Source organism: Armatimonas sp. (assembly GCF_043757465.1).
In the GTDB taxonomy this organism is placed as follows: Bacteria; Armatimonadota; Armatimonadia; order Armatimonadales; family Armatimonadaceae; genus Armatimonas.
This window is the reverse complement of the sequence record NZ_JAYVPL010000131.1, coordinates 63,605-84,642: the sequence shown is the minus strand read 5'-3', so window position 1 is coordinate 84,642 and position 21,038 is coordinate 63,605. Positions and strand designations below refer to the sequence as shown.

The following is a 21,038-nucleotide window of genomic DNA, read 5'->3' as shown; positions in this document are numbered from 1 at the left end:
CCTCATTTTCCTCCCTTTTTGAGCGGCAGCGCGATCTCAAAGCGCGCCCCCTCTCCCTCTGCGCCTGTCTCGACGATGCCGCCGTGGTGCGCCTCGATGATACCCTTTACAATCGCTAGCCCCAGGCCCATCCCACGTGCCCGCGAGGTTACAAACGGGCGGAATATCCGCTCTTTTTCCGACTCTGGTATGCCGGGGCCGGTGTCCTCGAAGCTTAGGAGTGCGTAGTCGCTTCGAGGCAGTGACAGCCGGGTGGGCAGGGGCTCCCGGCGCGAGACGATGCGTGTCGTCACTTTTAGAGTCCCTCCCCCCATTGCTTCCATGAAAGTTACCGCGTTTTCAATCAGCTCCGAGAACGCCCGCTTCAGCTTCGCTCCATCCGCGACCACGGGAAGAGTCTTGGCGGTGTAGCTGGCCTCCAGAACCACTGTGCTCCGCTTTGGGAAAGTCTCTCCCAGCGCGGCTTGCGTCAGCTCGTTGAGATCCCCGGGTGTAGGAGCCAGGTTGCCCGCCCGCACAAAGTCTCGAAATTCTGCCAGCAGCTCCTCCAGCCGGAAGATGCCTCGCTTCATGCCCTCGACAAGCGGGCGCACCTCGCCTCCCGTTCGGAGGACATACTCCAGCTCATTGAGCTCGCCTTTAATGGCAAAGACCCGATTGCCGATCATGTGGCTGGACATCGCGCTCATCTCACCCCAAGTGGCCATGCGCTCCGACTGCATCAGCCGTGCAAAGAGCCGCGCGTTGTCCATTGCCGCCCCCACTTGCGCGGCGATGGTGAGTAGTGCCTCCTCTTCCGCATCCGTAAAGTCATTGGGAAACCAGGGGGAGCTGGACTCCTTGCGGATCACCCGTAGCACCCCGACCACGCCCGCCACCGATGGAATCGGGGCTCCCAGAAACGCTCGCATGTCATCGAGATCGCGCACCACAGCACCGGTAGTCGCAACCGTTCCTGTCTGGCCTTCACCGCGTACATAGGCTTTGCGGGCGGGGCGCACGCCTTTGCCCCGGGTGGCTGCCAGAGTGAGCTGCTGGCTGGCTTGATCCAGAAAATAGAGCGAGCACTCCTCGGCACGCAGTACCTGGCTGGTAATCTCCACCACCCGATCCAGCATGGCATCCAGATCCGGCGAACCCGAGAGCTCCTTACCGATCTGTACCAGCGCCGTCTCCCGCTCCCGGAGATCGTCCATGGAGAGCCGTAGCGCCGCTAGATCCGCCACGGTCTGAGCGAAGGCCTCGTGCTCCCCCGTGAAGGCGTCCAGGCGATCCGACTCCAGGTTGAGCACGCCTCGGACTCGCTCATCGCGCTCCAGGGCAAGGGGGACCGCCAGTACCGAGCAAATCCCGGGGAAGAAGGGGGCGTAGCCGGGCACATCCACAGGGGCATTAGCCACCCGCACGGGTGCGCCGGTGCGGGCCACCAGCGAGGTGATCGTGTTTGTGCGGTCGCGCTCGGAGAGGCGGTTCTGCCGCGCTTCATCCGTCCAGCCATCTCCCGCTGTGGCCAGCAGAACCAGTCCCCCAACCTCAGCCTCGGCAAGCGCAACAAAGCCGCGTGTCGCACCGGTTGCCTGCGTGGCTTCCAGAACGTAGTGCTCTAGTAGCTCCTGTGCGGACCAGTTTGCGACAGCCGCATGGGAGAGCAGTGTTAGTTGCTGTAGTGAGGGGGAGCCTTGGATACCCATAGATTAACGTGTCAGTATACCCTGCAAACTAAACTCTCTCATGCTACAATGTGTTCTTGCGCCCGGGCAGTGCCTTGGAGCGCGGAGCGGACGGTTTAACGATTTGGAAGGTTCAGCAAGAGAGGCGGCGTTCGCCCGACTGCGGGCGTTTGCGGACAAGCTGGTAGGCAGGGATGAAGCGTTGGGGGCACTGGTGCGAACGGCCTGCTCCTCGCGGATTGTCACCCTCCATGGCCCGGCAGGAGTGGGTAAGAGTACTCTGGTACGTGCCGTTGCCCAGCGCCTCACGGAGGCGGGGGCTTTCCCGGCGGGGGTCTTCTGGGCCAGCCTGAAGGGGGTTCGACACACCGACGCAATTCGGGAAGCGGTGGCCCAGCGGGTGCCTTCAGACAGTGGTGCCGCACTATTTATCCTGGATGGGCTGGAAGCGCCGGTGGTTCCTGCACTACTGACCCAGTTCCCTGAGCTTCACTTGCTGATTGCGGCACATCGGCCTCTGAATATCACAGGGGAGCAGGCACTGGAGCTACCCCCTCTCTCTGTCAGTGATACCCGACGGCTTTTAGTGGGCTGGGCGCGGCGAGATTTCGACTCTGAGGAGACTGCTTCGCTGGCGCGCTTGCTCGATGGCAACCCGCAGGCGGCGCGGCTCACGGCGGCACTCCTGGAGACCGAGCCCCTCACGGCGCTTCGTGTACGAATGGAGACGCAGCTCACGGCACTCACGCTGCACGGAGGGACAACCACCCCGCTCACGATTGCCCGTGACCTCCTCCTGGAGCGCCTCCCTGAGGGAGTCCGTCGCCTGCTGGGGGTACTCTCGCTCTTTGCCACGGGGGCAGTAGCTGAGGATCTGGAGGCAAGCTGGGGCAAGGGCTGGCAGCGCGCCATGGAGGTTCTCCTGCGCTCCGGACTCGCCACTGAGGACGAGGGCCGCTACCAGCTCGCAGTCGCGCTTCCCGAGTCGCCGCCCCAGGCGCTTCTCGGACCCACAGGAGTGTTGCTCGCCCTGGCGCTGGGGCACTTGCGTAGCGGCGAGGTAAATGCCGCCTTTGATCTGGCGGAGCGCGCACTCACGGTCGCGCGGGGTGACCAGAGTCGGGAAGGCTTTGCCCGTGCCCTGCTGGTTCTGGGGCGTATCACACTCACGGAGGAGCCTGCCCGTGCGGTTCTCTTACTGGAAGAGTCGGCGGGGCACTTTTCCAACCTGGGCGATGCAGCGGGCCAGGCTGAGGCCCGCCGCTTGCAAGGAGCCGCACTGGGCAATATCTCCGAGCCAGAGGCCGCCCTAGGCGCACTCTACGAAGCCCAGCAGCTTCAATCTTTCCCGTCGCTAGAGCGCTTATTCACGGAGGTGCAGTCGTTCTTCACGGATCGGGGCGGCGGCTCGCTCCTGACAGCACTGAGCACGGATGCCTCCGCGATTCGCGAGGGGGGCATCCTCGCCGCCCGTGTCAAGCTTGGCCTGCCCGGCAAATAGTCTAGCTGATCCGCTGGAAGAACCAGAGTGCTCCCAATAATATGACGGTAACTGTGCCCGCGAGCAGCGCCCGTCGCCCGGCCCGGGGCGCTCGTTTTGTCAGGAGTGCCAGTGCCGGTGCGACCATCAACACAATGGTCAGTTGTCCTAGCTCCACGCCGATATTGAACGCTCCCAGCGAGAGGCCTAACGCCTCTTTGGGCAGCCCAATCTCCGTGAGTGCTCCGGCGAACCCGAAGCCGTGGATCAGCCCGAAGCCTAGCGCCATCAGGGCACGAAAGTCGCGCTCCCCGGGCTTGGCAAGCAAGTTGTCAACTCCCACCGCCACAATAGAGAGCGCGATCAGCGGCTCCACAATTGCGGGCGAGAGTGTTAGGGTTTTCGTCGCCGCCAGGCAGAGCGTGACCGTGTGAGCGAGGGTAAAAGCCGTGATAATCTTGGCAAGCTGACGCAGGCTTCCTCCCAGCAAGAGCAGTGCGATGACGAAGAGAATATGGTCTTGTCCGGCGAAGATATGTGCAACGCCCTCTTGGACAAAGCGCCGCACCACCGAGAGCGACGGCTCAGGTGCTTGTTGAGCCGACCAGACAAAGCGCGGATGGCTGGCATCGAGAACGCTCTCCTGCACCAGCCTATCGCCGGAGTACAGCAAGACAATCGTGCGGCTCTGTGGGTCTTCCGGAAAGAGGCGCTGCGTGAGGGTGAGCTGCTTGGGAGCGAGCACGGCGGCGTGGGTGTCGAGCAGCACCGTGCGGTTGCTGGCATCTTGAATCCGGCTCTCACCCTCGGTTGCTACGGGCTTGCCCTCAGCCTCCAGCGCGAGCCGCTGGCGTAGCCCGACATCTTTGCCCACCCGAGCGACTAAGCTGATGCGTAGCGTTGTGGCCTCAAGGCGCAAGATCACACTGCTGTAGCGCGGGTCGTGGGCTCGCGCGGAGATTGCTACGCTGAGCAGTAGCAGGAGGCAATAAAGAAGGTGCTTCATCGGACGGGCTTCTCTCATCGGACGGGTTCCTCAAGGGGATTGCGGACAATATGATCGGGGAACTGATCAAGGCGGGCACGGCTCCAGGGCAGCCAGCGGACATGACCATCGGCGTAGGTGTAGTTCGCACCGCCCGTGTGTCGGTTGTAGCGCAACCAGCCTTGGTCGCCGTACTTGCCCTCACCCCAGCGCACCAGTGCCGCCTCGCCGCCCCAGGTATCGTAGTCGTCTTGGTCAGGACTGCCGTATGCCTCGTTGTCCTCCGCGTTCATTGCCTCGGAGTTGCGCTCCGAGAAGAGGATTAAGTTAGGGTTGGGTAGCGCCGCGACAATGGGCTCCGAGGCAAAATCCCCTAGTACGCCTTCCAGCGCATAGCGACAGGACTTATGGGTGAAGATGGAGTTCAGTAAGTAGCTCTGTCCTGCGGGTGAATCAGGGCAGTGTGCCACGTTTTGGTTCTTGAGATAGGGCTGGAAAGCTACCAGCCAGGGCTTCTCGGCATGGCTATTGCCAAAACCACCACCTGAGCAAGCATCCAGGTTGGTGGGAAGCTGCGTGACAGTCGTGCCATCGTCTAGCACCCACTCTTCATGGTGATGGAAAAGCTCGCCGTCCCAGTCGGCCATGTACATTCGCGCTGCCACACCGAGCTGACGCTGGTTCGAGAGGCAGGAGATCTGGCGGGCTTTGGCACGCGCCTGGAAAAAGACAGGGAAGAGAATCGCGGCAAGTATCGCAATGATCGCAATAACAACGAGAAGCTCAATGAGTGTAAAGGCGCGTTTCATGGTTTGGTCTCTGAGAGAATTTGTTTTGCGTGCTCAAGAATAGAGTGATCACAGGTTCCCGTGGCTAGGGCGAGTCTGGCGTAAATCTTCGCCTCGTCTTGCTCGCCTGCTTTGTAGAGTGCCCAGCCAAGTGCATCGGCGGTGTGGATGTCTTTGCGGACGCTCCAGTCCGATCGCATCAGCCGTACGGCCTCGTCGGTGTTGCGGCCCGTGTCGGCGTAGAACAGGGCGAGAGCGCGGCCATGGACATGGCGTCCGCTGGCCTCCGATGTGATCCGTTCCCACTGAGACGGGTCGCCGAGGGTGTAGAGCAGCATCGCGGCCTCAGGAAGCGCGACGGTTTCTGCGAGCCTACGGGCCTCGGTTTTGTCGCCCTGCTCCGCGGCAAGCTGCGCTAGGCCGAGTGTCGCACGTCGGTCACCGGGGAAGGCGTCCAGCGCCGTTTCGTACTCTTGTTTTGCGTCTGCCAAGCGTCCTTGCGAGGCCAAAAAGGCGGCGAGGCGACCGTGAAACCAGGCGCGGCTCGGGGCGGATGTCTCGAAGTTGATTTCGGTGAGGGCGAGGGCACTCTTGTAGGCATCTTCTGCAAGCTGCACTTTTCCGACAAGCTCCCAGACACGTGCCTGAAGAACCCGGATAATCGGATCGGTTGGGCGCAGGGCGGCGGCCTCAGTGAGGCGCTTGCGTGCCCGGTCGTAGTTGCCAAGCTCAAGATCGCACTCGGCCTCCAGTGCACCATCGCCGAGCTTCGTTGCCACTGCATGTGCCTCGACAAAAGCATGGCGGCCCATGAGCGCTTTGGTGAGCGCCCAGAGGCCGATGGGGTTGTTGTGGCTCCGCACCGAGAGCGAGCGGCGTGCGCTCGCCTCGGCCCGGAGCAGATCGTCGGGATCGCCCAGCTCGCTCTGGCGGCGCAGATACGCACTCGCCAGCATTGCCAGCCCCGTGGCCCCCTGCGGATCGGAGAGAGCACGGCCTTCTAAAAACCGCACACTCTTCTCGATCTCGGTTGGGTCATAGGCCACGTGCGTGCTTGTCTTTGCCGGACTGGGCCTGGGCGAGAAGTGCTTTCCCGCCCAGAAGAAGCCGCCGACGGCAAAGACAAGCACATGCGCGATCCCGCGTCGCATTACCGTGGTGCTCCTAGGTAGGGGAAGGTGGCGGTGAAGTGCTTGCCTCCCGACCCCACATTGTCGCTGGTGAGGCTTGGGATGTCCTTGCCATCAGCAGGAGCGAGTCCGAGCGCGGAGACAGTCTTACCAAAGACAACCCCCAGGGAGATATCCACCACATCGTCGGTGAGCTTGCGCCCGCCGAACTTGCCGCCGGTCGCCCCGCCTGTCTCGGAGCCTAGGTACGCTGCCGAGTCGGTCTGGTTCAGATCCGCCACGAGCACATCGGGTACGAGAACCGCCTTCACCACATCGGTGGTAGCCTGCGAGCGGCCCGCCGTGTTGCGCATGAAGTTCTGGATGTCATTGGCAAGCTGCGCGGAGTCCTGACTGGGCGAGATCTCGTTGTTGGTCTTGTGACGGTCTCCGGCCACGGAAGCAAAGACCTCGTTGACCACGGGCCGTGCCAGACGGTCCACCTGCTGGAAGCTCTCTGGGTTACGGGAGACCGTGTTAGCGCCGCAGCCCACCAGCATGGTGATCGGAACAAGAGCGGCGATGGGAATAAGTAGCATAAGTTGTTTCATTTTGTTTTTTCTCCGCGAAGTTATTTGCTCGTGGTGCACCAGACACCGATTTTGCCGTCGGCTGAGCCCTTGAGTGCACTCTTGGGAAGCTCGACGACAATGGCGAGGAGGTTGTAGCCAATCAGAAAATCCTTGGCTACACCCGCCGCACGCCAAGTTGCGGCTTTGGGAGTGTTGGCATCAGCAAGGGCCACAGCAGTGCCACTGATCGGGGTGGCGCGGTCGGGCAGGATGGTGAAAAACTGCTCCAGATCAAAGAAGAACGGATCCTCGCGCACTCCCGCAAATACCTGCATGCCGCTATTTGGCGAGAAGGCGCTATTAAACGTCCCTGTGATGGTTGAAGGAATCAGCGCATCACTCATCGTCCCCGTGCGAGAAGGGGCGCTCGGTCCGGCGATAATTACTTTCTGGCCGGTTCCAGTGCCCACGAAGCGTGCCTGGATCACTAGGTCTTCTACTTTGTCGCCCGTGTTGTCTATCTTGAACTGGTAGAGAACCGTCGGATCAAAAGCGCGGGTGCCGCCCGTGGGAATCAGCGGGGAGACACACATCGCCAGCACGACATTGTTGCTATTGGTTGCACTGGGAAAGACAAAGACATCGGTGATGTCGGTGCCGGGGGACGCCGCGATCTGCGGTGTATCCGCGTGGTCGGAACCGCGTGCATTACGGATTCCGATCCACCCTGCGGTGAAAATGAGCGCAGTGCCTACGAGGGCAAATGAGCGCTTTGTTACTGATTTCATGACCATACTCCTGGTTGATTTCCGGGCTCTCTTAAGTGAAAGCCCTGGTGCTAGCCTTATTAAAAGCTAGCTCCTTAGGTTCCTTGAAGTTTAGGCTATAGCACTGCTCAATGCCCAGACCGAAAACTGCTCATTTTCTGCTCACTGCCCTGTGAAGAAGCTCACTTCAGCGCCTCGCCGATTTCTTGTAGCCAGAGTGTCTCGGTCAGAAGCGCGATTCCCTCGGCGAGATGACGGCGGTACGTGCTGAAGGGAAGGTCCAGAAGCTCGGCAGCTCTCTCCTGCGTGGCGGCGGGGCGCAGGTAGGTGTGAAGAAGCGCGTAGTAGCCTCGCGCACGTTTTGGGTGGCCTTGTAAGCCGGTGGTGGTCTCACGGATCAGGCTCTGGAGAACGGAGGCGCGCTCGCGGGACGGTGCCTCGACTCCCCGTGCGCGCTCGACGACGATTCTAGAGCGCAGGAGGGGGCTGTCTGTTAGTGCCTCAGGGCGGTCCAGAAACTTGAGAGCATTGCGCAGAGCCACTTCAAACTCGGGTTTGCTGAGCACAAGATAGGTCTCGGAGGGTTTAGGTCGCGTTTTGACGGCTGTTCCTGCCACTTCTTTCTCGCCCAGCACGTGCAGCCACTGCGCCACGGGCTGCACACGCCAGTCGTGTGCAAAGATCCCCTGTGTAAACCCATCGGCATCGGATTCGGCGGCGTGGCAGCGTGGCGATTCGGCGTAGGCAAAGACAGGCTCCCAGCGCTCGGGGTCACGAATCGGGAAGAAGCTGTAGGCTAGGCGCGGCGTAATCAGATACTGCCGCACGGCATTGACCATCACCAGGCTCTGGATCGGCGAGACAGCATGGTAGGTGTCCCCGGCCATCCAGAAGCGAAAGTACAGTGCCGTCTCGCCGGGGCGTAGTGGGGCGCTGGTTTCGAGAAAAGCGAGGGCACGATCTACCACGGGATCTTGCTTGCGGTCCACAGGCAGCACTTTATCCAGCTCCAGCCAGCAAAGAAAGCCCAGCGGCGCGTTGCCCTCACCCCCCCGAAAAACGGCGGTACTCAGTGCGGGGTGGCCCCACCAGTGGCGAAACCGCGTGGCAGCGAGAGTGCCTTCGTGCTTCTCAACCCAGCTTGCCAGAAGTGCGCCGTCGTCGGGCCGGGCGCTGTCTGCGTAGGCTCCGGCATCTTGCCAGGTGAAGGCGGACTGAATCACCGGGTTGTCGCGGTGCAGAAAGACATAGTCCCAGAGCAGGCGCTGTTGCTCTCGGTCACTGGCCTCGGCAAGGCGCTCGCCGTAGTAGCTCCGGGCGCGGCGGTGCAAGTGCGTCCAGCGGTCAGGGTTGCGCCAGCGCAGATCGGCAAGCAGGGCATCACGGGCAATCGGATGCGGCGCGACTCCCGGCAGTGCGGGCTCCATCAATGAGAGCGAGCTCAGCCAGTCGAAGAGTGGGCGGGTTTCACTGTCTTCTAGCTCTAGCAAGCGCCCAAGAACAGGCTCCGTGGTGACCCGCAGCAGCGCCGTGGCCTCCAGTGCTGCTCGGTGTAGCGGTGTGGGGGTGTCATCAAGGAAGCGCTCAATCAACCCCTGCACCAGATCCGGCGAGGGTTCCGTACCTTGAAAGGCTGCCGCACCCTGCTGCTCAAACATATCGCGAGAAAGCGTGAGCGCCAGCGGGTAGCCATGGGTCGAGGCTAGCAGGCTCGCATGCAAACCCTCAGGGATACCGCTGCGCTCCAAAAACTCCCGGCTCTCGTCGGGGCTGAGGTTACGTAGCGGCAAGACGCGCACCAAGCCTTGCCAGTCGGGATCGGATCGCCAGCCCGATGCCACGGGCTTGCGCCCCGCGACCACCACGAGGGTCTCGCCAGGAAGCTCGGGAATCAGAGTCGCACGGAGCCAGCCTTCCAGCGGCTGAATGGTCTCGTAGCTATCGAGCAAGATCACCTGCCGCCCGGTCGCGCCCGCATCAAAGCCCGCCAGTACGAGCGCGGCCCGAAAGCCCTCAGGGGTTGGTTCCAGCTCCAGCCCGGAGAGTGCGGCGCAGGCTACCCCCAGCTCTGTGCAGATCGTAGCGTAGGCGTGCAGTAGTGTCGTCTTTCCCACGCCGCCGGGGCCAAAGACACTCAGAACACAAAAAGGCAACTCGGGCGCAAGAAGTGCGGTACGAAACAGTGCACGCTCACTCTCCCGCCCCACCACGCGCCGCCGCGCCGCCGCCAGCCGATCCGCGATCCGTGTTGGCATATAGCCCTATTGTACTCAATTTTCTGGCATTGGTTCCCATTTTACGTGGCCATCGGCAAAGATCACTGCGCGGCCTCCGGGGCTGGGAATGTAGCCCAGTGCGGTTTCAGACGGCTTTTCGATCTTACTTAGATTTGTTGAGCCGCTGTAGGTGTAGACAAAGTCCGCGAGCACGTCGTTGTTTTGGATGTAGGGGAAGATCGCGCCTTTCACGCTTGCCGGATCGTGCGGGAAGTTCTCGTCGTAGTCCTGCGCGTACATCATCAACCCTAGCCCCACTTTCTTGCTATTGCGCATCGCCAGCTCCTTCATCATTTTCTCAAAGGCCAAGCGATCTAAACTCACAATCGGGGCAGCGTAGAGCGCATCGTCGTGGGTGAAGAGCACCGCCGAGAGATCGGGTAAGAGCTGGCTGCGTCGTGAGAAACTGTCATCCGAGTTTGCCGTGACAAGGGCCCGTGCAAATTTCTTCTCCAGGCCCGGCTCGGTTGCCTCCAGCCAGATAGGATTGGCGCTCGCGTTGCGTCCCGAATCACTGGTCAGCTTGGCGGCACTTCTGTGTAGGGTGAGAGGAAGCACTTTGGGGGCCAGCTTGTTGAACGCAATCATGTCGCCAGGCTTCTCCTTAAGTGGGGTCACTTGTGTACTGAGCAGTCGCACGGAGTGCCAGCGCTCTTCCCGTTGCAGTTTCGTTTCCCCTTCGCGGGGGGAGCGGATCAGCTCATAAAACACAACGTCTTTGCCATTGGCGCTGAGTCCCGTTGGAACCACGGAGCCTTTCTCTCCCACCGTAATCACGGAGCTGAAATTGCCCTCGGGGGAGAGAAAGCAAAACTGGTGTGTTGGCTCATAAGTCGCGCTTAGCTCATGAAAAATAAGAAGAGGGGTGCCCGGAATAGCTTGTGTCAAAAAAACAGAGTTAGCCTGTTTGAAGGGGGACGCTAACCAGCGCACCGTTGGTCGCTCTACATCCACTAACCCTAAATTCAGGGACAATTCCATTTTTCCCTCGGGTAGCATCCGGACACTCATCTCTTGAAAGACAGCTTTTCTCGCTTCTGGAAACCACATGATCTCCCGGATGGTGTGCCGGGTCTGTGTCGTGGCGTTATCTTGCACCCGGTGAAGAAGCTTGGTAGTGCGCCGAAGCGCGTCGTAGAGCCAGAGCTTTTCCTCTCCGAACGGCTCTTTCACGTCGTCTGTAGGCTCGGGGCGAAGGTCTTGTGTGATAAGCGCATACCGGCCACCGGGCGCGGGCGCGACCTCACGAATCTTTCCCGTCAGTACGGGCTCGATCTTGCCGATGAGATAGGCGTTGGTCTTGGTGGTGACAACGCGCGGCGGGCGGGAGCCGGACTGACGACGAGCAAGTGTGACACGGGCGGCAAGGGCGGCGGCTCCCAAACCGAGTGTCCAGAAGAAATGGCGACGGTTCATGTGTAGAATAACGCAAAGAGGCGCACCGTGGTTACGGGGTCAGTCCATGTCGGTGAGCATCAAGACCCAGACACGGCCCTGCGTGCGGTCCACGGTGACCAGGGTGGTGTCCCAGGCGATATCGTGGAGCCAGCCGTGCCAGCCCTGCTCGGAGAGGTAGGTGGTGAGATTGCCACTGGAGTCGGAGAAAAGTGCGTGGCAGAAGGCAATCACGGTGTCTTCCGCCTCTTCGGCGCTTAGATCACAGGCGACATAGGCACCGCCGCTGATCAGGCGGAGCGTCAGGTGGTCTTCCAGCGGCTCCCCGAGGCGCGAAAATCCCGACTCCGTGCCGGGCGGAACCACGCGCTGCGGCGCAGGCAACACGGCGTCCACGGCAGGCTGCCGCAAAAATAAGTCTGGGAAGCCCAGGCGATCCAGGTCATCGTAGGCGGCGTGGGCCAGCCAGAGCGGGTGGGTGCTCAGCTCAAAGAGGCGCAGCTCCGCGCCGCCATTGGTGTAGATACGTCGTAGTGCCGCCAGAAGCGCTTCGGTCTCTGGCGGCACGGGGGCGGCGCTCACGCTCAGCTCCTGCCACAGAAGGGGAATCATGCTGGAATTGTACCCGCAGGACTCTACAGGATTCGCCTGCGCTGGCGGCGCTCCGCGAAGTAGATCTCGCGGTACTTACTGTGCAGGTAGCGCAGCAGAGGTTTGGCGGAGAGAGGCTCGCCACAGATACGCTCCGTCAGCTCGCTGGGGAGATAGCGTCGCCCCGGACGGTGGACATTCTCCCGTAGCCAGGCCAGAAGCGGCGTGTAGTCTCCCCGGATGAGCCCGGGCTCGATACTCGGCTCACTTGCCAGAGCTTTCTCGTAGAGCTGCGCCGAGAGCATTGTCCCTAGCGCGTAGGTGGGAAAGTAGCCAAACATTCCGCCAGACCAGTGGACATCCTGAAGGCAGCCCACGGAATCGGTGGGCGGTGTGATTCCCAGGTAGCTCTGCATCTTGCTGTTCCAGGCTTCGGGAAGGTCTTTAACGGCGAGTGTGCCCGCGATCAGCTCCTGCTCCAGCTCAAAGCGGAGGAAAATATGAAGGCAATAGGTCACTTCGTCAGCCTCCACACGGATCAGCGACGGCTCGACTCGGTTGATTGCCCGGTAGAACTGGTGCATATCGGTATCGGCGAGCACGCTGGGGAAATGGCGCTGGAGGCCAGGATAGAAAACCGTCCAGAACGTGCGGGAGCGCCCGATAATATTCTCCCAAAGCCGAGACTGCGACTCATGAAAACCCAGGCTTGTCGCCCCCGAGAGCGGCGTGTCGTCGTCGTCGGGGTTAAAGCCCTGCTCGTACATGCCATGGCCTGCCTCATGGATCGTCCCCATGAGGGCACAGGGTAGCCAGTTGGGCTCGACGCGGGTCGTGAGCCGCACATCGGTGCGGTGCATGCTCTGGCAGAAGGGATGGACAGCCAGATCCTGCCGTCCCTGGGTGAAGTCGAAGCCCAGCTTCTTGGCGACATACTCGGTGAACTGGAGCTGGGTTTTCTCATCGAAGTGACGCCTCAGGCAGGATTCGTCCACGGGCTCGCCCTCGCGAATAATCTCCATCAGCGGCAGGAGGCCGTCGCGTACTTCGGCAAAAACCGTCGCCACTTGCTCCGTCGTCATGCCGGGTTCGTACTGATCCAGTAGGGCATCGTAGCGGCAGCCATTGTGCCCCAGATGATCCGCGACCTGGCGTGAGAGGTCCAGCAGGCGCTCCAGAGTGGGGGTGAAGTAGGCGAAGTCATTGTCCTTGCGTGCCTTCACCCAGACCTCATGGCCCAGAGCTGTCTCCCGTGCCAGGGTCGCCACCAGCTCCGTGGGGAGCTTGACAGAGCGGTCGAAGTCGCGGCGGACGACGCGCAGGGTGAGCGCTTTGTCCGAGCCTTCCTCAGCGCCTTCGGCTTCCGCCGCCGCCAGCAAGCGCCCGGTCTCGCTATCGGTGAAACGCTCGTGGAGCAGCTTGCCCATCGCCCCCATGGCATTGGCACGGGCTAGTGCGCCACCGGGGGGCATGTGGCACTGATGATCCCAGCCCATTAAGGCCGCCGCCTGACCCAGGTGGCCCAGCTCAGCGAGGCGGGCGAGTAAACTTTCGTAAGCAGACATATCGCGGCATTGTACCTGAAGATGTGGCTTAGACGCGCAAGACAATCGTGGCCACCAGCGCCCAGAGTAGAACATTAATTACCAGGGGCTTATCCTCCACGAGAACCGCCTCAGGGGCTTCCCCCATGCCTTTTTTGTGGGTGAGGTAGAGATAGCGAAAGAGCCCATAGAGCACAAAGGGAATGGTCGCCATTAAGTACGGGCGGCTCTGCCCGGTCTGTGACTTGGAGAAGAACGTATAGAGGGTGTAGGACATCACGCAGGCGGAGGCCACAATGGTGATCATCTGCTCTAGCATCGGGAGGCTGTATTCTTTGAGGATTGCGCGGGTCGGTGTTTCTTCGCCCAGAGCAACCAGCTCCCCTCGGCGTTTGGAGAGCCCCAGAAAGAGCGCCAGCAGCAGAGTACAGAGCAGGAGCCACTCCGAGAGCGGGACATTGATCACAAAGGCTCCCGCCACCGCTCGGATCACAAAGAGCGATGCGAGGGTCAGCACATCCACGATCACATGGTGTTTGAGGACAAAAGAATAGAGCAGGGTAGTGACAAGATAGAGTGTTGCGGCCCCGAAGAACTTCCAGGCTGCCACGCCACTCTGATCGTACTCAATAAGGCGCGCTGCGACCAGTAACGCCGGTATTCCCAGGCCCGCCAGGAGTTTTGCCACTCCTACGGGGAGGCGGCCTGAGGGGATGGGGCGGAAGCGTTTCTTGGGGTGCTGACGGTCTGCTGACACGTCCAACAGATCATTGATGTAGTAGGTCAGGCCTGAGAGAAGACAAAAGAGGAGGAACCCTGCGAGGGTTTTAACCCAGTGGTTTAGGGTGTGGTACTGATCCTGGGTAAAGAGCAGGCCTGCAAAGAGCAGAGCATTCTTCGCCCACTGCTTTGGGCGCATCGCCTCCAGCCAAGCCGGGAGTCGGCTTGGCACAGGCAGAGGCGATGTGCTCAATGTGGGTTTACTTGCTCACTTCCATCGTCAGTTTTTTCGAGACAGCCTTTTTCAGTCCGTCTACATCGGTGACAGTCAGGGTGACCACCACTTTATGAAGCTGCTCGTTGCCACGGAAGAGGGAAGCCGGGAACACATGTTTAATGGTGCGCCCTGTATCGTCTTCCTGAATACCATCGTTCGCATCCCAGTCCCAGGAGAACTTGAGGGTGCTGGCACCGCCCTCTGCATCGGCGACAAAGATCATCTCGTTGTCGGAGAAGGCAATCTGATCCTCAAGATCCGCCGCGCTGACCTCTGTTTCGTCGGTCAGGACATCTATCTCGCCGATATGGAACTGCTCATACTTGTCTCCACAGATTATCAGCGAGGCGAGCTTGGCTCCATTTCCGCTCAGGGGTTTCTTTGCCGCCTTCTTCAGTGCCGCGAGAGGTACGTGAACAGGGACATAGGAATCAGGGTCTTCTGTGGGGGCAATATCTAGCGGACGCACGAGCTCGTACTGGGAGCCATCTGCCATGACGAACACAAAGCGCATTCGCTCAAAGCCAGCCGCCGCTTTCTTTTCTCCAAACCCGGAAAGGTCAATCACTTCCTGAGTGGTATTAAAGCTGGTACGCATCCGCAAGTAGCAGTGTGGGTTTGCGAGTGCGGCGCTGAGATCCACGGGCTTGGCGAAGCTAATCTTCCCGCCCTGGTGGGTGCCATGAGTCGTTACCTTGATGGAGTAATCTCCAACCAGGACTTTCCCATTATCCCCCTTGCTCTGTTCCGCACGGCCACTACCCCAGCTCCCTAGGCTTACCGAACTTTCCTCACCCTTAAAGAGGGAGAAAGCCACGGTAGCGACACCTTCCTGGGCCAGAGCGGCAGTAAGCGCCAAGCCACCCACGATGGCAGCGGCGGTAAAGCGCATGAAACGGTGGCTAAGAACACGCATCTTCAAACTCGATTCCTTTCGGCACAACGGACAACAATGCCAGCCTATTATACAACGTCGGCACGGCGAATCCTTCTTTGGAGGAAAATAGTTACGGACGGGCTGCAAGATCGCCAGGTTTAAGGCGTGCCCCGTTGGCGTATGCCGTCGCCGCCATCGCGGGTTTCCCGGCGGGCTGAACCGTCACCAGGCGCAGGCTGCCCGCAAGAGTGGCGATCTCAATCCCGTCTTTGTTGACAGCGATAAGCTCCCCAGGAGAGTAAGGCCCCGGCCCCGTCTCAAGGGCATAGGTCGCCTCCAGCACCTTCACCTCTTTACCCGCGAGCATAATCACGCCACCCGGGCGCGGAGTGAGCGCCCGGACACGGTTTGCAAGCTGAAGCGCACTCTCCGTTGTTGGATCCAGGAAGCCGTCTTCGCGGCTGAGCAAGGCGGCATAGGTCATGCCCGTCTCGCTCTGGGGATTCGGCTGCCAGTTAGGCTCCTGCTCCAGGCGATCCAATGTCTGAATCAGAATTGCCGCCCCTGCCGCTGCAAGACGTGGCTCTAGCGAGAGGGTAGTGTCGCGGGGAGTAATCGGAGTACGTGCTTCCAGAAAGACCGGGCCAGTGTCTAAAGTTGCCTCCATCCGCATCGTGGCAACACCGGTTTCGAGGTCGCCCGCCATGATCGCTCGGTGGATCGGGGCCGCACCACGCCAGCGCGGCAGGAGCGACGCATGGACATTGATGCCACCGTATCGCGGGCCGTCGAGCACTCTTTGCGGGATAATCTGCCCGAAGGAAACAACCACCAGCACGTCGGGAGCCAGCATGCTCAGTTCTTCAGGGAAGGGCTTTCGGCGCACTTTCTCTGGCTGGAGAATCGTGGTATAGCCCAGCGCCAGCGCCGCTTTTTTCACGGGAGATGCCGCGAGCTGCATCCCACGCCCTGCCGGTCGGTCCGGCTGTGTGACAATCGCAAGCACCTCATGGTGGCTCGCATGGAGCGCCTGAAGCGTGGGTACCGCGAACGGGGAAGTCCCAAAAAAAACGAGGCGCATCATTTCAATAATTCCTCCGCTCGGCGGGGATTAGGGGGTTGGTTCACGCTCGGCGGCCTGCTCCTCAGGAGTGAGCATGTGCAGGGTCTTGGGATCGGCGCGTTCGGTGAAGAGGATACCGTTGAGGTGATCCACCTCGTGACAGATAATCCGTGCCTCGAAATCCCGTGCCTTAAAGCGCACCGGATGGCCGTTGGCCGTGAGCGCGTGCACGTAGATCTGACTGGGGCGACGGACCACACCGCGCAAGCCCGGGATAGACAGACAGCCCTCTTCGGGTTCGTACTGCTCACCTTTTTCCTTGGAGACTTGAGGATTGATCAGTGCCTGAAGCCCACCGCCCGCATCGTAGACCAGGAGCCGCAGGCTACGCCCCACCTGAGGTGCGGCAAGCCCGACCCCGTGTGCGGCGTACATGATATCAGCCATCTCCGCAACCAGCGCCCGGATAGCACCGTCCACGAACTTAATCTCTTGCGCCGTCTGGAGCAGCACTTCCCAGCCGTGGGTCTCTTTATACTTCACGACGCGGCTATCGTTGAAGGGAATATCTTTGTACTTTTCCGCCAGATCAAGAAGCTTGTCAGATGCCATACCAGGGGTTATTTTATCACGACAATATTTTGCGCCGAACCCTGTACTTTTAGCAGGGTCTGACCATAATAACTTTGTACGCTTCTAGCAAAGGATAAAATTATGCAGTTCTTCTCGCGCAATAATGACAAAAAAGAGGATGGCCAGGACTCCGATGCTCCTCCCGTCCGCCTAGCTTCCCCCGTCGCCTCGATCCCTCCCGTCGTTGCTCCGTCCGTTCCGCACCCCACTGCCCCCGCGCTTCCCAAGGCATCTGTGGCCACCGGACCTCCGACACTCTCTACGGACGGAACCCTTGATTTTCCGGCGATCTATCAGTTTGCTCGTGTCGTAAACACTCCGTTTACCGCCGAGCAAACCCTGAGCATGTTGGAGCAGCTTCCCGCTGCCATGCCTCTGGAAATGAAACGTCAGACCGTTCAGGTAACCCTCACAGCTCTGGGAACCGCTATCGGGGCCAACCGCCAAAGTATTGTTGGAGATGCCGATCAGAAGCGCTCGACTCTCCAGAAGTACGCGGATGCACAGGGTCAGAAAACAGATGACTATGTGGTGGAGACGCAGGCACAGATCGCCGAACTCCAGCGACAGATCACCGAAAAAGAAGATCAAATTACAGTGACAAAGGGTAAGCAAGAGCGTGTCCGAACCCTCTGTGATACCGAGACTGGACGCCTGGAGAGTGTCCTGAGCTTCTTCGAGCAGGAAACGGCTGCCCTTCCTGAAGTCACGCCGGTTGCGAATCTGACGCTGGCGAGTGCGCCCACAGAAGAAGCAGAAGAAGCAGAAGAGGTTGACGAGGAAGAGACTAGCGAGGCTAGCGGCCTACGCGTCGCTGCCTAGCCTCGAATTTGTTGCAACCAGACCCCCTTTCCCGTTATCCTGTGGTCAGGAGGATAAGAAATGTACCGAGGTGAGGTTGTTGTCCGGGCGATGTTGCCCATGGCGCTGGTTGTCTGGCTGATCCACTGGCGATTGATGGGAGAAAACGCACGCTTTGACTGGGGAGACTATCTCCTGCCGATTCTAGCTGCGTACGTGCTGGGGCGTGGCCTCGTGCGGCAGGCAAAAGCCCGCCTCTGTGAGCTGCTGGCGGCGCTGGTGTCGGCGAGCGTCGCATTCAGTGTCTTAGTCTTCAGTCCCTACATTATTCTCGCCAGTCTTTTTCTGGGAGGGGCAGGACTCTTTCTGCTCCCGGTGCGCTGCTCCACCCTGCGCGAGAGCGATCCCGAGAGCGCGGTGCCGATGCCTGAAACACGCAATACGGCGCTGGCATTGGTGGGGATTCTCTGCCTGGTAAGCGCGACCTATGGAGGAGCCTGGCAGGAGGCGATTCTGATGGGGGCTATCTGGGCCATGTGGGTTGCCATCCCCGCATTGATTGTTGCTCATGGCTGTGTTCTAGGAGGCAAGACACGCGTGGGAGCCAGTATTGGAGCGGTTGCCGCACTAGTGCTGACGATCTTTCTGGTGCTTCTGATCGTTCTTGGGATTCGTCTACAGTAGAAAACAAAAATCTCCCCGGGTGCGACGCACCCAGGGAGATTTTTTTGCTTTAAGGCTTGCTGACGACTACTTGTCAACGGTGCGCTGTGCGGTGGCGACATCCACGCTGATCCCCGGCCCCATTGAGGAAGAGACGGTGATCTTCTGGATGTAGCGGCCCTTAGAGCTCGATGGCTTAGCCTTGACCAGCGTGCTGATCAACACTTTCATGTTCTCCTGGAGGTGCTCCACGGGGAAGCTTGCCTTGCCGATAGGCGCATGGACAATGCCACCCTTATCAACACGGTAGGCCACACGAGTTGCTTTCTTGATCGCATTGACGACCTTAGCGACATCCGTGGTGACGGTGCCGGACTTGGGGTTGGGCATACGCGCCGCAAGCAGGCGGCCCAGCTTACCGACGGCGGGCATCATGTCCGGAGTGGCCACGAGCACGTCGAAGTCACGCCAGCCGTTCTGAATCTTGGCGATCAGCTCTTCAGCTCCGACCTCATCGGCCCCTGCTGCTGTTGCTGCCTCGGCATTAGCGCCCTTGGCAAAGACAGCCACTTTCTGGCTCTTACCCGTGCCGTAGGGCAGCTCGGTGGTGCCACGCACCATCTGGTCGCCTTGGCGAGGGTCAACCCCGAGGTTGATGGCAACATCAACCGTGGAATCGAACTTGGTCGAGGAGGTTGCTTTCACCAGCTCCAGAGCCGCGAGGGGCTCGTACTGTGTCGTGCGCTCCACCTTGGCCGCCTCGGTCTTGAAGCGAGCGGAGATAATATGCTTTCGATCTTGTTTTCGCATGGGTCTTGCTCCTAGTCCGCGATCGTCACGCCCATTGAGCGTGCCGTGCCTTCGATAATCCGCATCGCCGCATCCACATCATTCGTGTTGAGGTCGGGGAGTTTTTTCTCCGCGATGTCCTTCAACTGCGCCTTGGTGATGGAGCCCACCTTGACGGTGTTCGGATTGCCGGAACCCGACGGGATGCCCGCCGCTTTCTTGAGCAGGTCGGACGCGGGCGGGGTCTTGGTCTCGTAGACGAAGGAGCGGTCATCGTAGATCGTGATGACCACAGGCACAATCGAGCCCACCATGTCGGCGGTCTTCGCGTTGTAACCCTTGATGAACTCCATCATGTTGATACCGTAGCCACCAAGGGCCGGACCAACGGGAGGCGCAGGAGTTGCTTTTCCTGCACTGAGCGCCAGCTTGACGACGCCCACTACTTTTTTTGCCATTTTCTTTTCTCCGTAGTATTAACGGCGGGGTTTTTAGTGAGGCCCGCCTCCTACTTTAACAGTTTCCCGTTAAATCTTTTCGATCTGGTTGAAGTCCAGCTCGACCGGTGTGTCGCGACCAAACAAAGAGATCATGACCTTGGCCTTCTCTTTTTGGTCGTTGACCTCATCAATCTTGCCGGTGAAGTCCGCAAAGGGTCCGGAGTTGATCCGAATCACCTGGTTCTTCTCCCAGATCTTCTTGGGCCGCGAGGCCGCATTGTTGGGATCAAGGGCATCGAGGATGTCGCGCACCTCTTTGTCCTGAAGCGGAACGGGCTTGTTGCCCGAGGAAACAAATCCCGTGACTCCCGTGGTGCTCTTGATCAGATACCAGGTGTCGTCATCGAGGATCATGTCAATCAGAACGTAACCCGGGAAGACTTTACGCTTGTACTCGGTCTTCTTCCCGCCACGGTTTCGGGTCTCGGTATCCGTGGGGACGAGGATGCGGAAAAGCTTCTGCCGGAGCCCCATTGTCTCCGCGCGCTTCTCGATGGTCACTTTGACCTTCATCTCATGGCCTGAATAGGTATGAATTGCGTACCAGTGTCGCTGCATCGTGCTGTCCTTTTAAAACGTTTCCTAACGAAAAAACACTGCCTACTTGCGGCTTAGAAGTCGCTGGGCGAACTGCGACAGGGCAAAATCAATTCCCCCGCAGTAAATAGCCACTACCCCGATGAGCAACAACACAATCTGTGTCATCTTGATCAGCTCAGGGCGAGTCGGCCAGTGAGTCTGAGGTGATTTCAGCTCGTGCCGAACTCCCTTCACATACTCCTCAAATCCTTGCCGAGAAGGCTTCTTTTTTGGGGCCGGTTGCTGCGGTGCGGTGGTGCTTGCCATAGTTTCTCCCTAACTCAATCTTCGGGCAACAAAAAGCAGGGTACCTTGAAGGCACCCTGCATCTGTGCAGATTATCACGATTTTTAGTACCTGTCAATGCCTCCTAAAAGTTCCCCACGGGGGAGGGAGGGCTTTAGGCTGGCACGAGCTGCTTTTGAACCATCTTGCGGGCACGGTGGATACGGGCTTTGACAGTGGCCATGGGCAGGCCGGTGCGCTCGACGATCTCATTGTAGCTCAGCTCGGCGATGGTGAGCAGAAGGACATCACGGTAGCCCGGAGGCAGGGTCTGCACCACTTGAAGAACGGCGCTCGCCTCGACCCCGTCAATGGCACGTTTCTCTGGCCCGACAAACTCACGGGTAGACTCCCACTCCGCGATCTCACTGGTGCCCTCACGGTCGCGGCGCTTGCGCTGGATTTTGTGGAGGAAGATGCTTCGCAAGATGCAGCGCAGCCACGCCAGCGTCGCATCCTGGGTCCGAAGCTGGTAGAAGCGGGTGTAGGCCCGCAGGAGCGTGTCCTGCACCAGATCCTGGGCATCCGCCGAATCGTGGGTGAGATGCAGTGCAAAGCGCATCAAATTCTCGCGGTGGGGCAGAACCGCATTCTCAAAACTCGCTGTCCTCATGATGCTCCTATTATAGGAGTTGTCTAGGAAGCCTCGCATCGGGCGCAGGGTGGATTTTACA

General features: G+C 60.0%; 22 protein-coding genes. 3 read left to right on the top strand and 19 right to left on the bottom strand.

Translation table 11 applies throughout. The annotated features are described in order from the left end of the window. Nucleotides 1–2: 2 nt before the first annotated feature. A complete protein-coding gene (locus tag ACH2ED_RS18465; protein WP_395094180.1) occupies nt 3–1,691 on the bottom strand; it encodes a GAF domain-containing protein in 1,689 nt (562 codons plus the stop codon). 40 nt (nt 1,692–1,731) lie between these two features. Between ACH2ED_RS18465 and ACH2ED_RS18460 the strand changes: the two genes are divergently transcribed. Then, the gene (locus tag ACH2ED_RS18460) at nt 1,732–3,171 is read left to right on the top strand and encodes an AAA family ATPase (RefSeq protein ID WP_395094179.1); all 1,440 of its coding nucleotides are present in this window, start codon (nt 1,732–1,734) and stop codon (nt 3,169–3,171) included. Nucleotide 3,172: 1 nt separating this feature from the next. On the opposite strand, the gene ACH2ED_RS18455 is transcribed toward ACH2ED_RS18460, so the two are convergent. The 13 genes from ACH2ED_RS18455 to def form a co-directional block, all read right to left on the bottom strand. Further along, entirely contained in the window at nt 3,173–4,156 is a 984-nt protein-coding gene (locus ACH2ED_RS18455) for a HupE/UreJ family protein (RefSeq protein WP_395094178.1), read from the bottom strand. A gap of 14 nt (nt 4,157–4,170) precedes the next feature. After that, on the bottom strand, nt 4,171–4,944 hold the full coding sequence (locus ACH2ED_RS18450) for an H-X9-DG-CTERM domain-containing protein (protein WP_395094177.1): 774 nt from the start codon (nt 4,942–4,944) through the stop codon (nt 4,171–4,173). Continuing rightward, nucleotides 4,941–6,074 carry a tetratricopeptide repeat protein gene (locus ACH2ED_RS18445; RefSeq protein ID WP_395094176.1) on the bottom strand — a complete coding sequence of 378 codons (1,134 nt, stop codon included), beginning with the start codon at nt 6,072–6,074 and terminating at the stop codon, nt 4,941–4,943. Before ACH2ED_RS18445 ends, ACH2ED_RS18450 begins: the two co-directional genes overlap by 4 nt. Beyond that, a complete protein-coding gene (locus ACH2ED_RS18440) occupies nt 6,074–6,643 on the bottom strand; it encodes a DUF4331 family protein (RefSeq protein WP_395094175.1) in 570 nt (189 codons plus the stop codon). Before ACH2ED_RS18440 ends, ACH2ED_RS18445 begins: the two co-directional genes overlap by 1 nt. 20 nt (nt 6,644–6,663) lie before the next feature. Then, nucleotides 6,664–7,392 (bottom strand): DUF4331 family protein, encoded by a 729-nt coding sequence (locus tag ACH2ED_RS18435; RefSeq protein WP_395094174.1) that lies wholly within the window; start codon nt 7,390–7,392, stop codon nt 6,664–6,666. 161 nt (nt 7,393–7,553) lie between these two features. Then, nucleotides 7,554–9,626, bottom strand: a complete 2,073-nt coding sequence (locus ACH2ED_RS18430; protein WP_395094173.1) for an ATP-binding protein — start codon at nt 9,624–9,626, stop codon at nt 7,554–7,556. 15 nt (nt 9,627–9,641) lie between these two features. Beyond that, entirely contained in the window at nt 9,642–11,063 is a 1,422-nt protein-coding gene (locus ACH2ED_RS18425) for a hypothetical protein (RefSeq protein ID WP_395094172.1), read from the bottom strand. A 39-nt stretch (nt 11,064–11,102) separates the two neighbouring features. Continuing rightward, complete coding sequence (locus tag ACH2ED_RS18420) at nt 11,103–11,654, bottom strand: hypothetical protein (protein ID WP_395094171.1); 552 nt, start codon at nt 11,652–11,654, stop codon at nt 11,103–11,105. Nucleotides 11,655–11,677: 23 nt separating this feature from the next. Further along, nucleotides 11,678–13,198 (bottom strand): carboxypeptidase M32, encoded by a 1,521-nt coding sequence (locus ACH2ED_RS18415; protein WP_395094170.1) that lies wholly within the window; start codon nt 13,196–13,198, stop codon nt 11,678–11,680. A gap of 28 nt (nt 13,199–13,226) precedes the next feature. Next, nucleotides 13,227–14,150, bottom strand: a complete 924-nt coding sequence (locus ACH2ED_RS18410; RefSeq protein ID WP_395094169.1) for a decaprenyl-phosphate phosphoribosyltransferase — start codon at nt 14,148–14,150, stop codon at nt 13,227–13,229. Between the two features lie 7 nt (nt 14,151–14,157). Continuing rightward, complete coding sequence (locus tag ACH2ED_RS18405; RefSeq protein ID WP_395094168.1) at nt 14,158–15,090, bottom strand: hypothetical protein; 933 nt, start codon at nt 15,088–15,090, stop codon at nt 14,158–14,160. Nucleotides 15,091–15,181: 91 nt separating this feature from the next. Continuing rightward, entirely contained in the window at nt 15,182–16,135 is a 954-nt protein-coding gene (gene fmt / locus ACH2ED_RS18400; protein WP_395094167.1) for a methionyl-tRNA formyltransferase, read from the bottom strand. Between the two features lie 27 nt (nt 16,136–16,162). After that, complete coding sequence (def, locus tag ACH2ED_RS18395; protein ID WP_395094166.1) at nt 16,163–16,726, bottom strand: peptide deformylase; 564 nt, start codon at nt 16,724–16,726, stop codon at nt 16,163–16,165. 102 nt (nt 16,727–16,828) lie between these two features. Here def and ACH2ED_RS18390 point away from each other — a divergent pair, with 102 nt between their 5' ends. After that, on the top strand, nt 16,829–17,569 hold the full coding sequence (locus ACH2ED_RS18390) for a hypothetical protein (protein WP_395094165.1): 741 nt from the start codon (nt 16,829–16,831) through the stop codon (nt 17,567–17,569). 60 nt (nt 17,570–17,629) lie between these two features. Beyond that, the gene (locus ACH2ED_RS18385; RefSeq protein WP_395094164.1) at nt 17,630–18,232 is read left to right on the top strand and encodes a hypothetical protein; all 603 of its coding nucleotides are present in this window, start codon (nt 17,630–17,632) and stop codon (nt 18,230–18,232) included. 66 nt (nt 18,233–18,298) lie between these two features. Here ACH2ED_RS18385 and rplA read toward each other — a convergent pair whose 3' ends face one another. The 5 genes from rplA to ACH2ED_RS18360 all read right to left on the bottom strand — a co-directional run bounded on the left by rplA (nt 18,299) and on the right by ACH2ED_RS18360 (nt 20,977). Continuing rightward, nucleotides 18,299–19,021 (bottom strand): 50S ribosomal protein L1, encoded by a 723-nt coding sequence (gene rplA / locus ACH2ED_RS18380; RefSeq protein ID WP_395094163.1) that lies wholly within the window; start codon nt 19,019–19,021, stop codon nt 18,299–18,301. An 11-nt stretch (nt 19,022–19,032) separates the two neighbouring features. Further along, the gene (rplK, locus tag ACH2ED_RS18375; RefSeq protein WP_395094162.1) at nt 19,033–19,458 is read right to left on the bottom strand and encodes a 50S ribosomal protein L11; all 426 of its coding nucleotides are present in this window, start codon (nt 19,456–19,458) and stop codon (nt 19,033–19,035) included. Between the two features lie 69 nt (nt 19,459–19,527). Next, nucleotides 19,528–20,058 (bottom strand): transcription termination/antitermination protein NusG, encoded by a 531-nt coding sequence (nusG, locus tag ACH2ED_RS18370; protein WP_309698048.1) that lies wholly within the window; start codon nt 20,056–20,058, stop codon nt 19,528–19,530. A gap of 42 nt (nt 20,059–20,100) precedes the next feature. Continuing rightward, nucleotides 20,101–20,346 (bottom strand): preprotein translocase subunit SecE, encoded by a 246-nt coding sequence (gene secE, locus ACH2ED_RS18365; RefSeq protein WP_395094161.1) that lies wholly within the window; start codon nt 20,344–20,346, stop codon nt 20,101–20,103. A 133-nt stretch (nt 20,347–20,479) separates the two neighbouring features. Beyond that, nucleotides 20,480–20,977 (bottom strand): RNA polymerase sigma factor, encoded by a 498-nt coding sequence (locus ACH2ED_RS18360; protein ID WP_395094160.1) that lies wholly within the window; start codon nt 20,975–20,977, stop codon nt 20,480–20,482. Nucleotides 20,978–21,038 lie beyond the last annotated feature (61 nt).

Bases quoted from the DNA above. Each gene is read 5' to 3' on its own strand.
- ACH2ED_RS18465 (WP_395094180.1), bottom strand. From the start codon at position 1,691: ATGGGTATCCAAGGCTCCCCCTCACTACAGCAACTAACACTGCTCTCC.
- ACH2ED_RS18460 (WP_395094179.1), top strand. From the start codon at position 1,732: ATGCTACAATGTGTTCTTGCGCCCGGGCAGTGCCTTGGAGCGCGGAGC.
- ACH2ED_RS18455 (WP_395094178.1), bottom strand. From the start codon at position 4,156: ATGAAGCACCTTCTTTATTGCCTCCTGCTACTGCTCAGCGTAGCAATC.
- ACH2ED_RS18450 (WP_395094177.1), bottom strand. From the start codon at position 4,944: ATGAAACGCGCCTTTACACTCATTGAGCTTCTCGTTGTTATTGCGATC.
- ACH2ED_RS18445 (WP_395094176.1), bottom strand. From the start codon at position 6,074: ATGCGACGCGGGATCGCGCATGTGCTTGTCTTTGCCGTCGGCGGCTTC.
- ACH2ED_RS18440 (WP_395094175.1), bottom strand. From the start codon at position 6,643: ATGAAACAACTTATGCTACTTATTCCCATCGCCGCTCTTGTTCCGATC.
- ACH2ED_RS18435 (WP_395094174.1), bottom strand. From the start codon at position 7,392: ATGAAATCAGTAACAAAGCGCTCATTTGCCCTCGTAGGCACTGCGCTC.
- ACH2ED_RS18430 (WP_395094173.1), bottom strand. From the start codon at position 9,626: ATGCCAACACGGATCGCGGATCGGCTGGCGGCGGCGCGGCGGCGCGTG.
- ACH2ED_RS18425 (WP_395094172.1), bottom strand. From the start codon at position 11,063: ATGAACCGTCGCCATTTCTTCTGGACACTCGGTTTGGGAGCCGCCGCC.
- ACH2ED_RS18420 (WP_395094171.1), bottom strand. From the start codon at position 11,654: ATGATTCCCCTTCTGTGGCAGGAGCTGAGCGTGAGCGCCGCCCCCGTG.
- ACH2ED_RS18415 (WP_395094170.1), bottom strand. From the start codon at position 13,198: ATGTCTGCTTACGAAAGTTTACTCGCCCGCCTCGCTGAGCTGGGCCAC.
- ACH2ED_RS18405 (WP_395094168.1), bottom strand. From the start codon at position 15,090: ATGCGTGTTCTTAGCCACCGTTTCATGCGCTTTACCGCCGCTGCCATC.
- fmt (WP_395094167.1), bottom strand. From the start codon at position 16,135: ATGATGCGCCTCGTTTTTTTTGGGACTTCCCCGTTCGCGGTACCCACG.
- def (WP_395094166.1), bottom strand. From the start codon at position 16,726: ATGGCATCTGACAAGCTTCTTGATCTGGCGGAAAAGTACAAAGATATT.
- ACH2ED_RS18390 (WP_395094165.1), top strand. From the start codon at position 16,829: ATGCAGTTCTTCTCGCGCAATAATGACAAAAAAGAGGATGGCCAGGAC.
- ACH2ED_RS18385 (WP_395094164.1), top strand. From the start codon at position 17,630: ATGTACCGAGGTGAGGTTGTTGTCCGGGCGATGTTGCCCATGGCGCTG.
- rplA (WP_395094163.1), bottom strand. From the start codon at position 19,021: ATGCGAAAACAAGATCGAAAGCATATTATCTCCGCTCGCTTCAAGACC.
- rplK (WP_395094162.1), bottom strand. From the start codon at position 19,458: ATGGCAAAAAAAGTAGTGGGCGTCGTCAAGCTGGCGCTCAGTGCAGGA.
- nusG (WP_309698048.1), bottom strand. From the start codon at position 20,058: ATGCAGCGACACTGGTACGCAATTCATACCTATTCAGGCCATGAGATG.
- secE (WP_395094161.1), bottom strand. From the start codon at position 20,346: ATGGCAAGCACCACCGCACCGCAGCAACCGGCCCCAAAAAAGAAGCCT.
- ACH2ED_RS18360 (WP_395094160.1), bottom strand. From the start codon at position 20,977: ATGAGGACAGCGAGTTTTGAGAATGCGGTTCTGCCCCACCGCGAGAAT.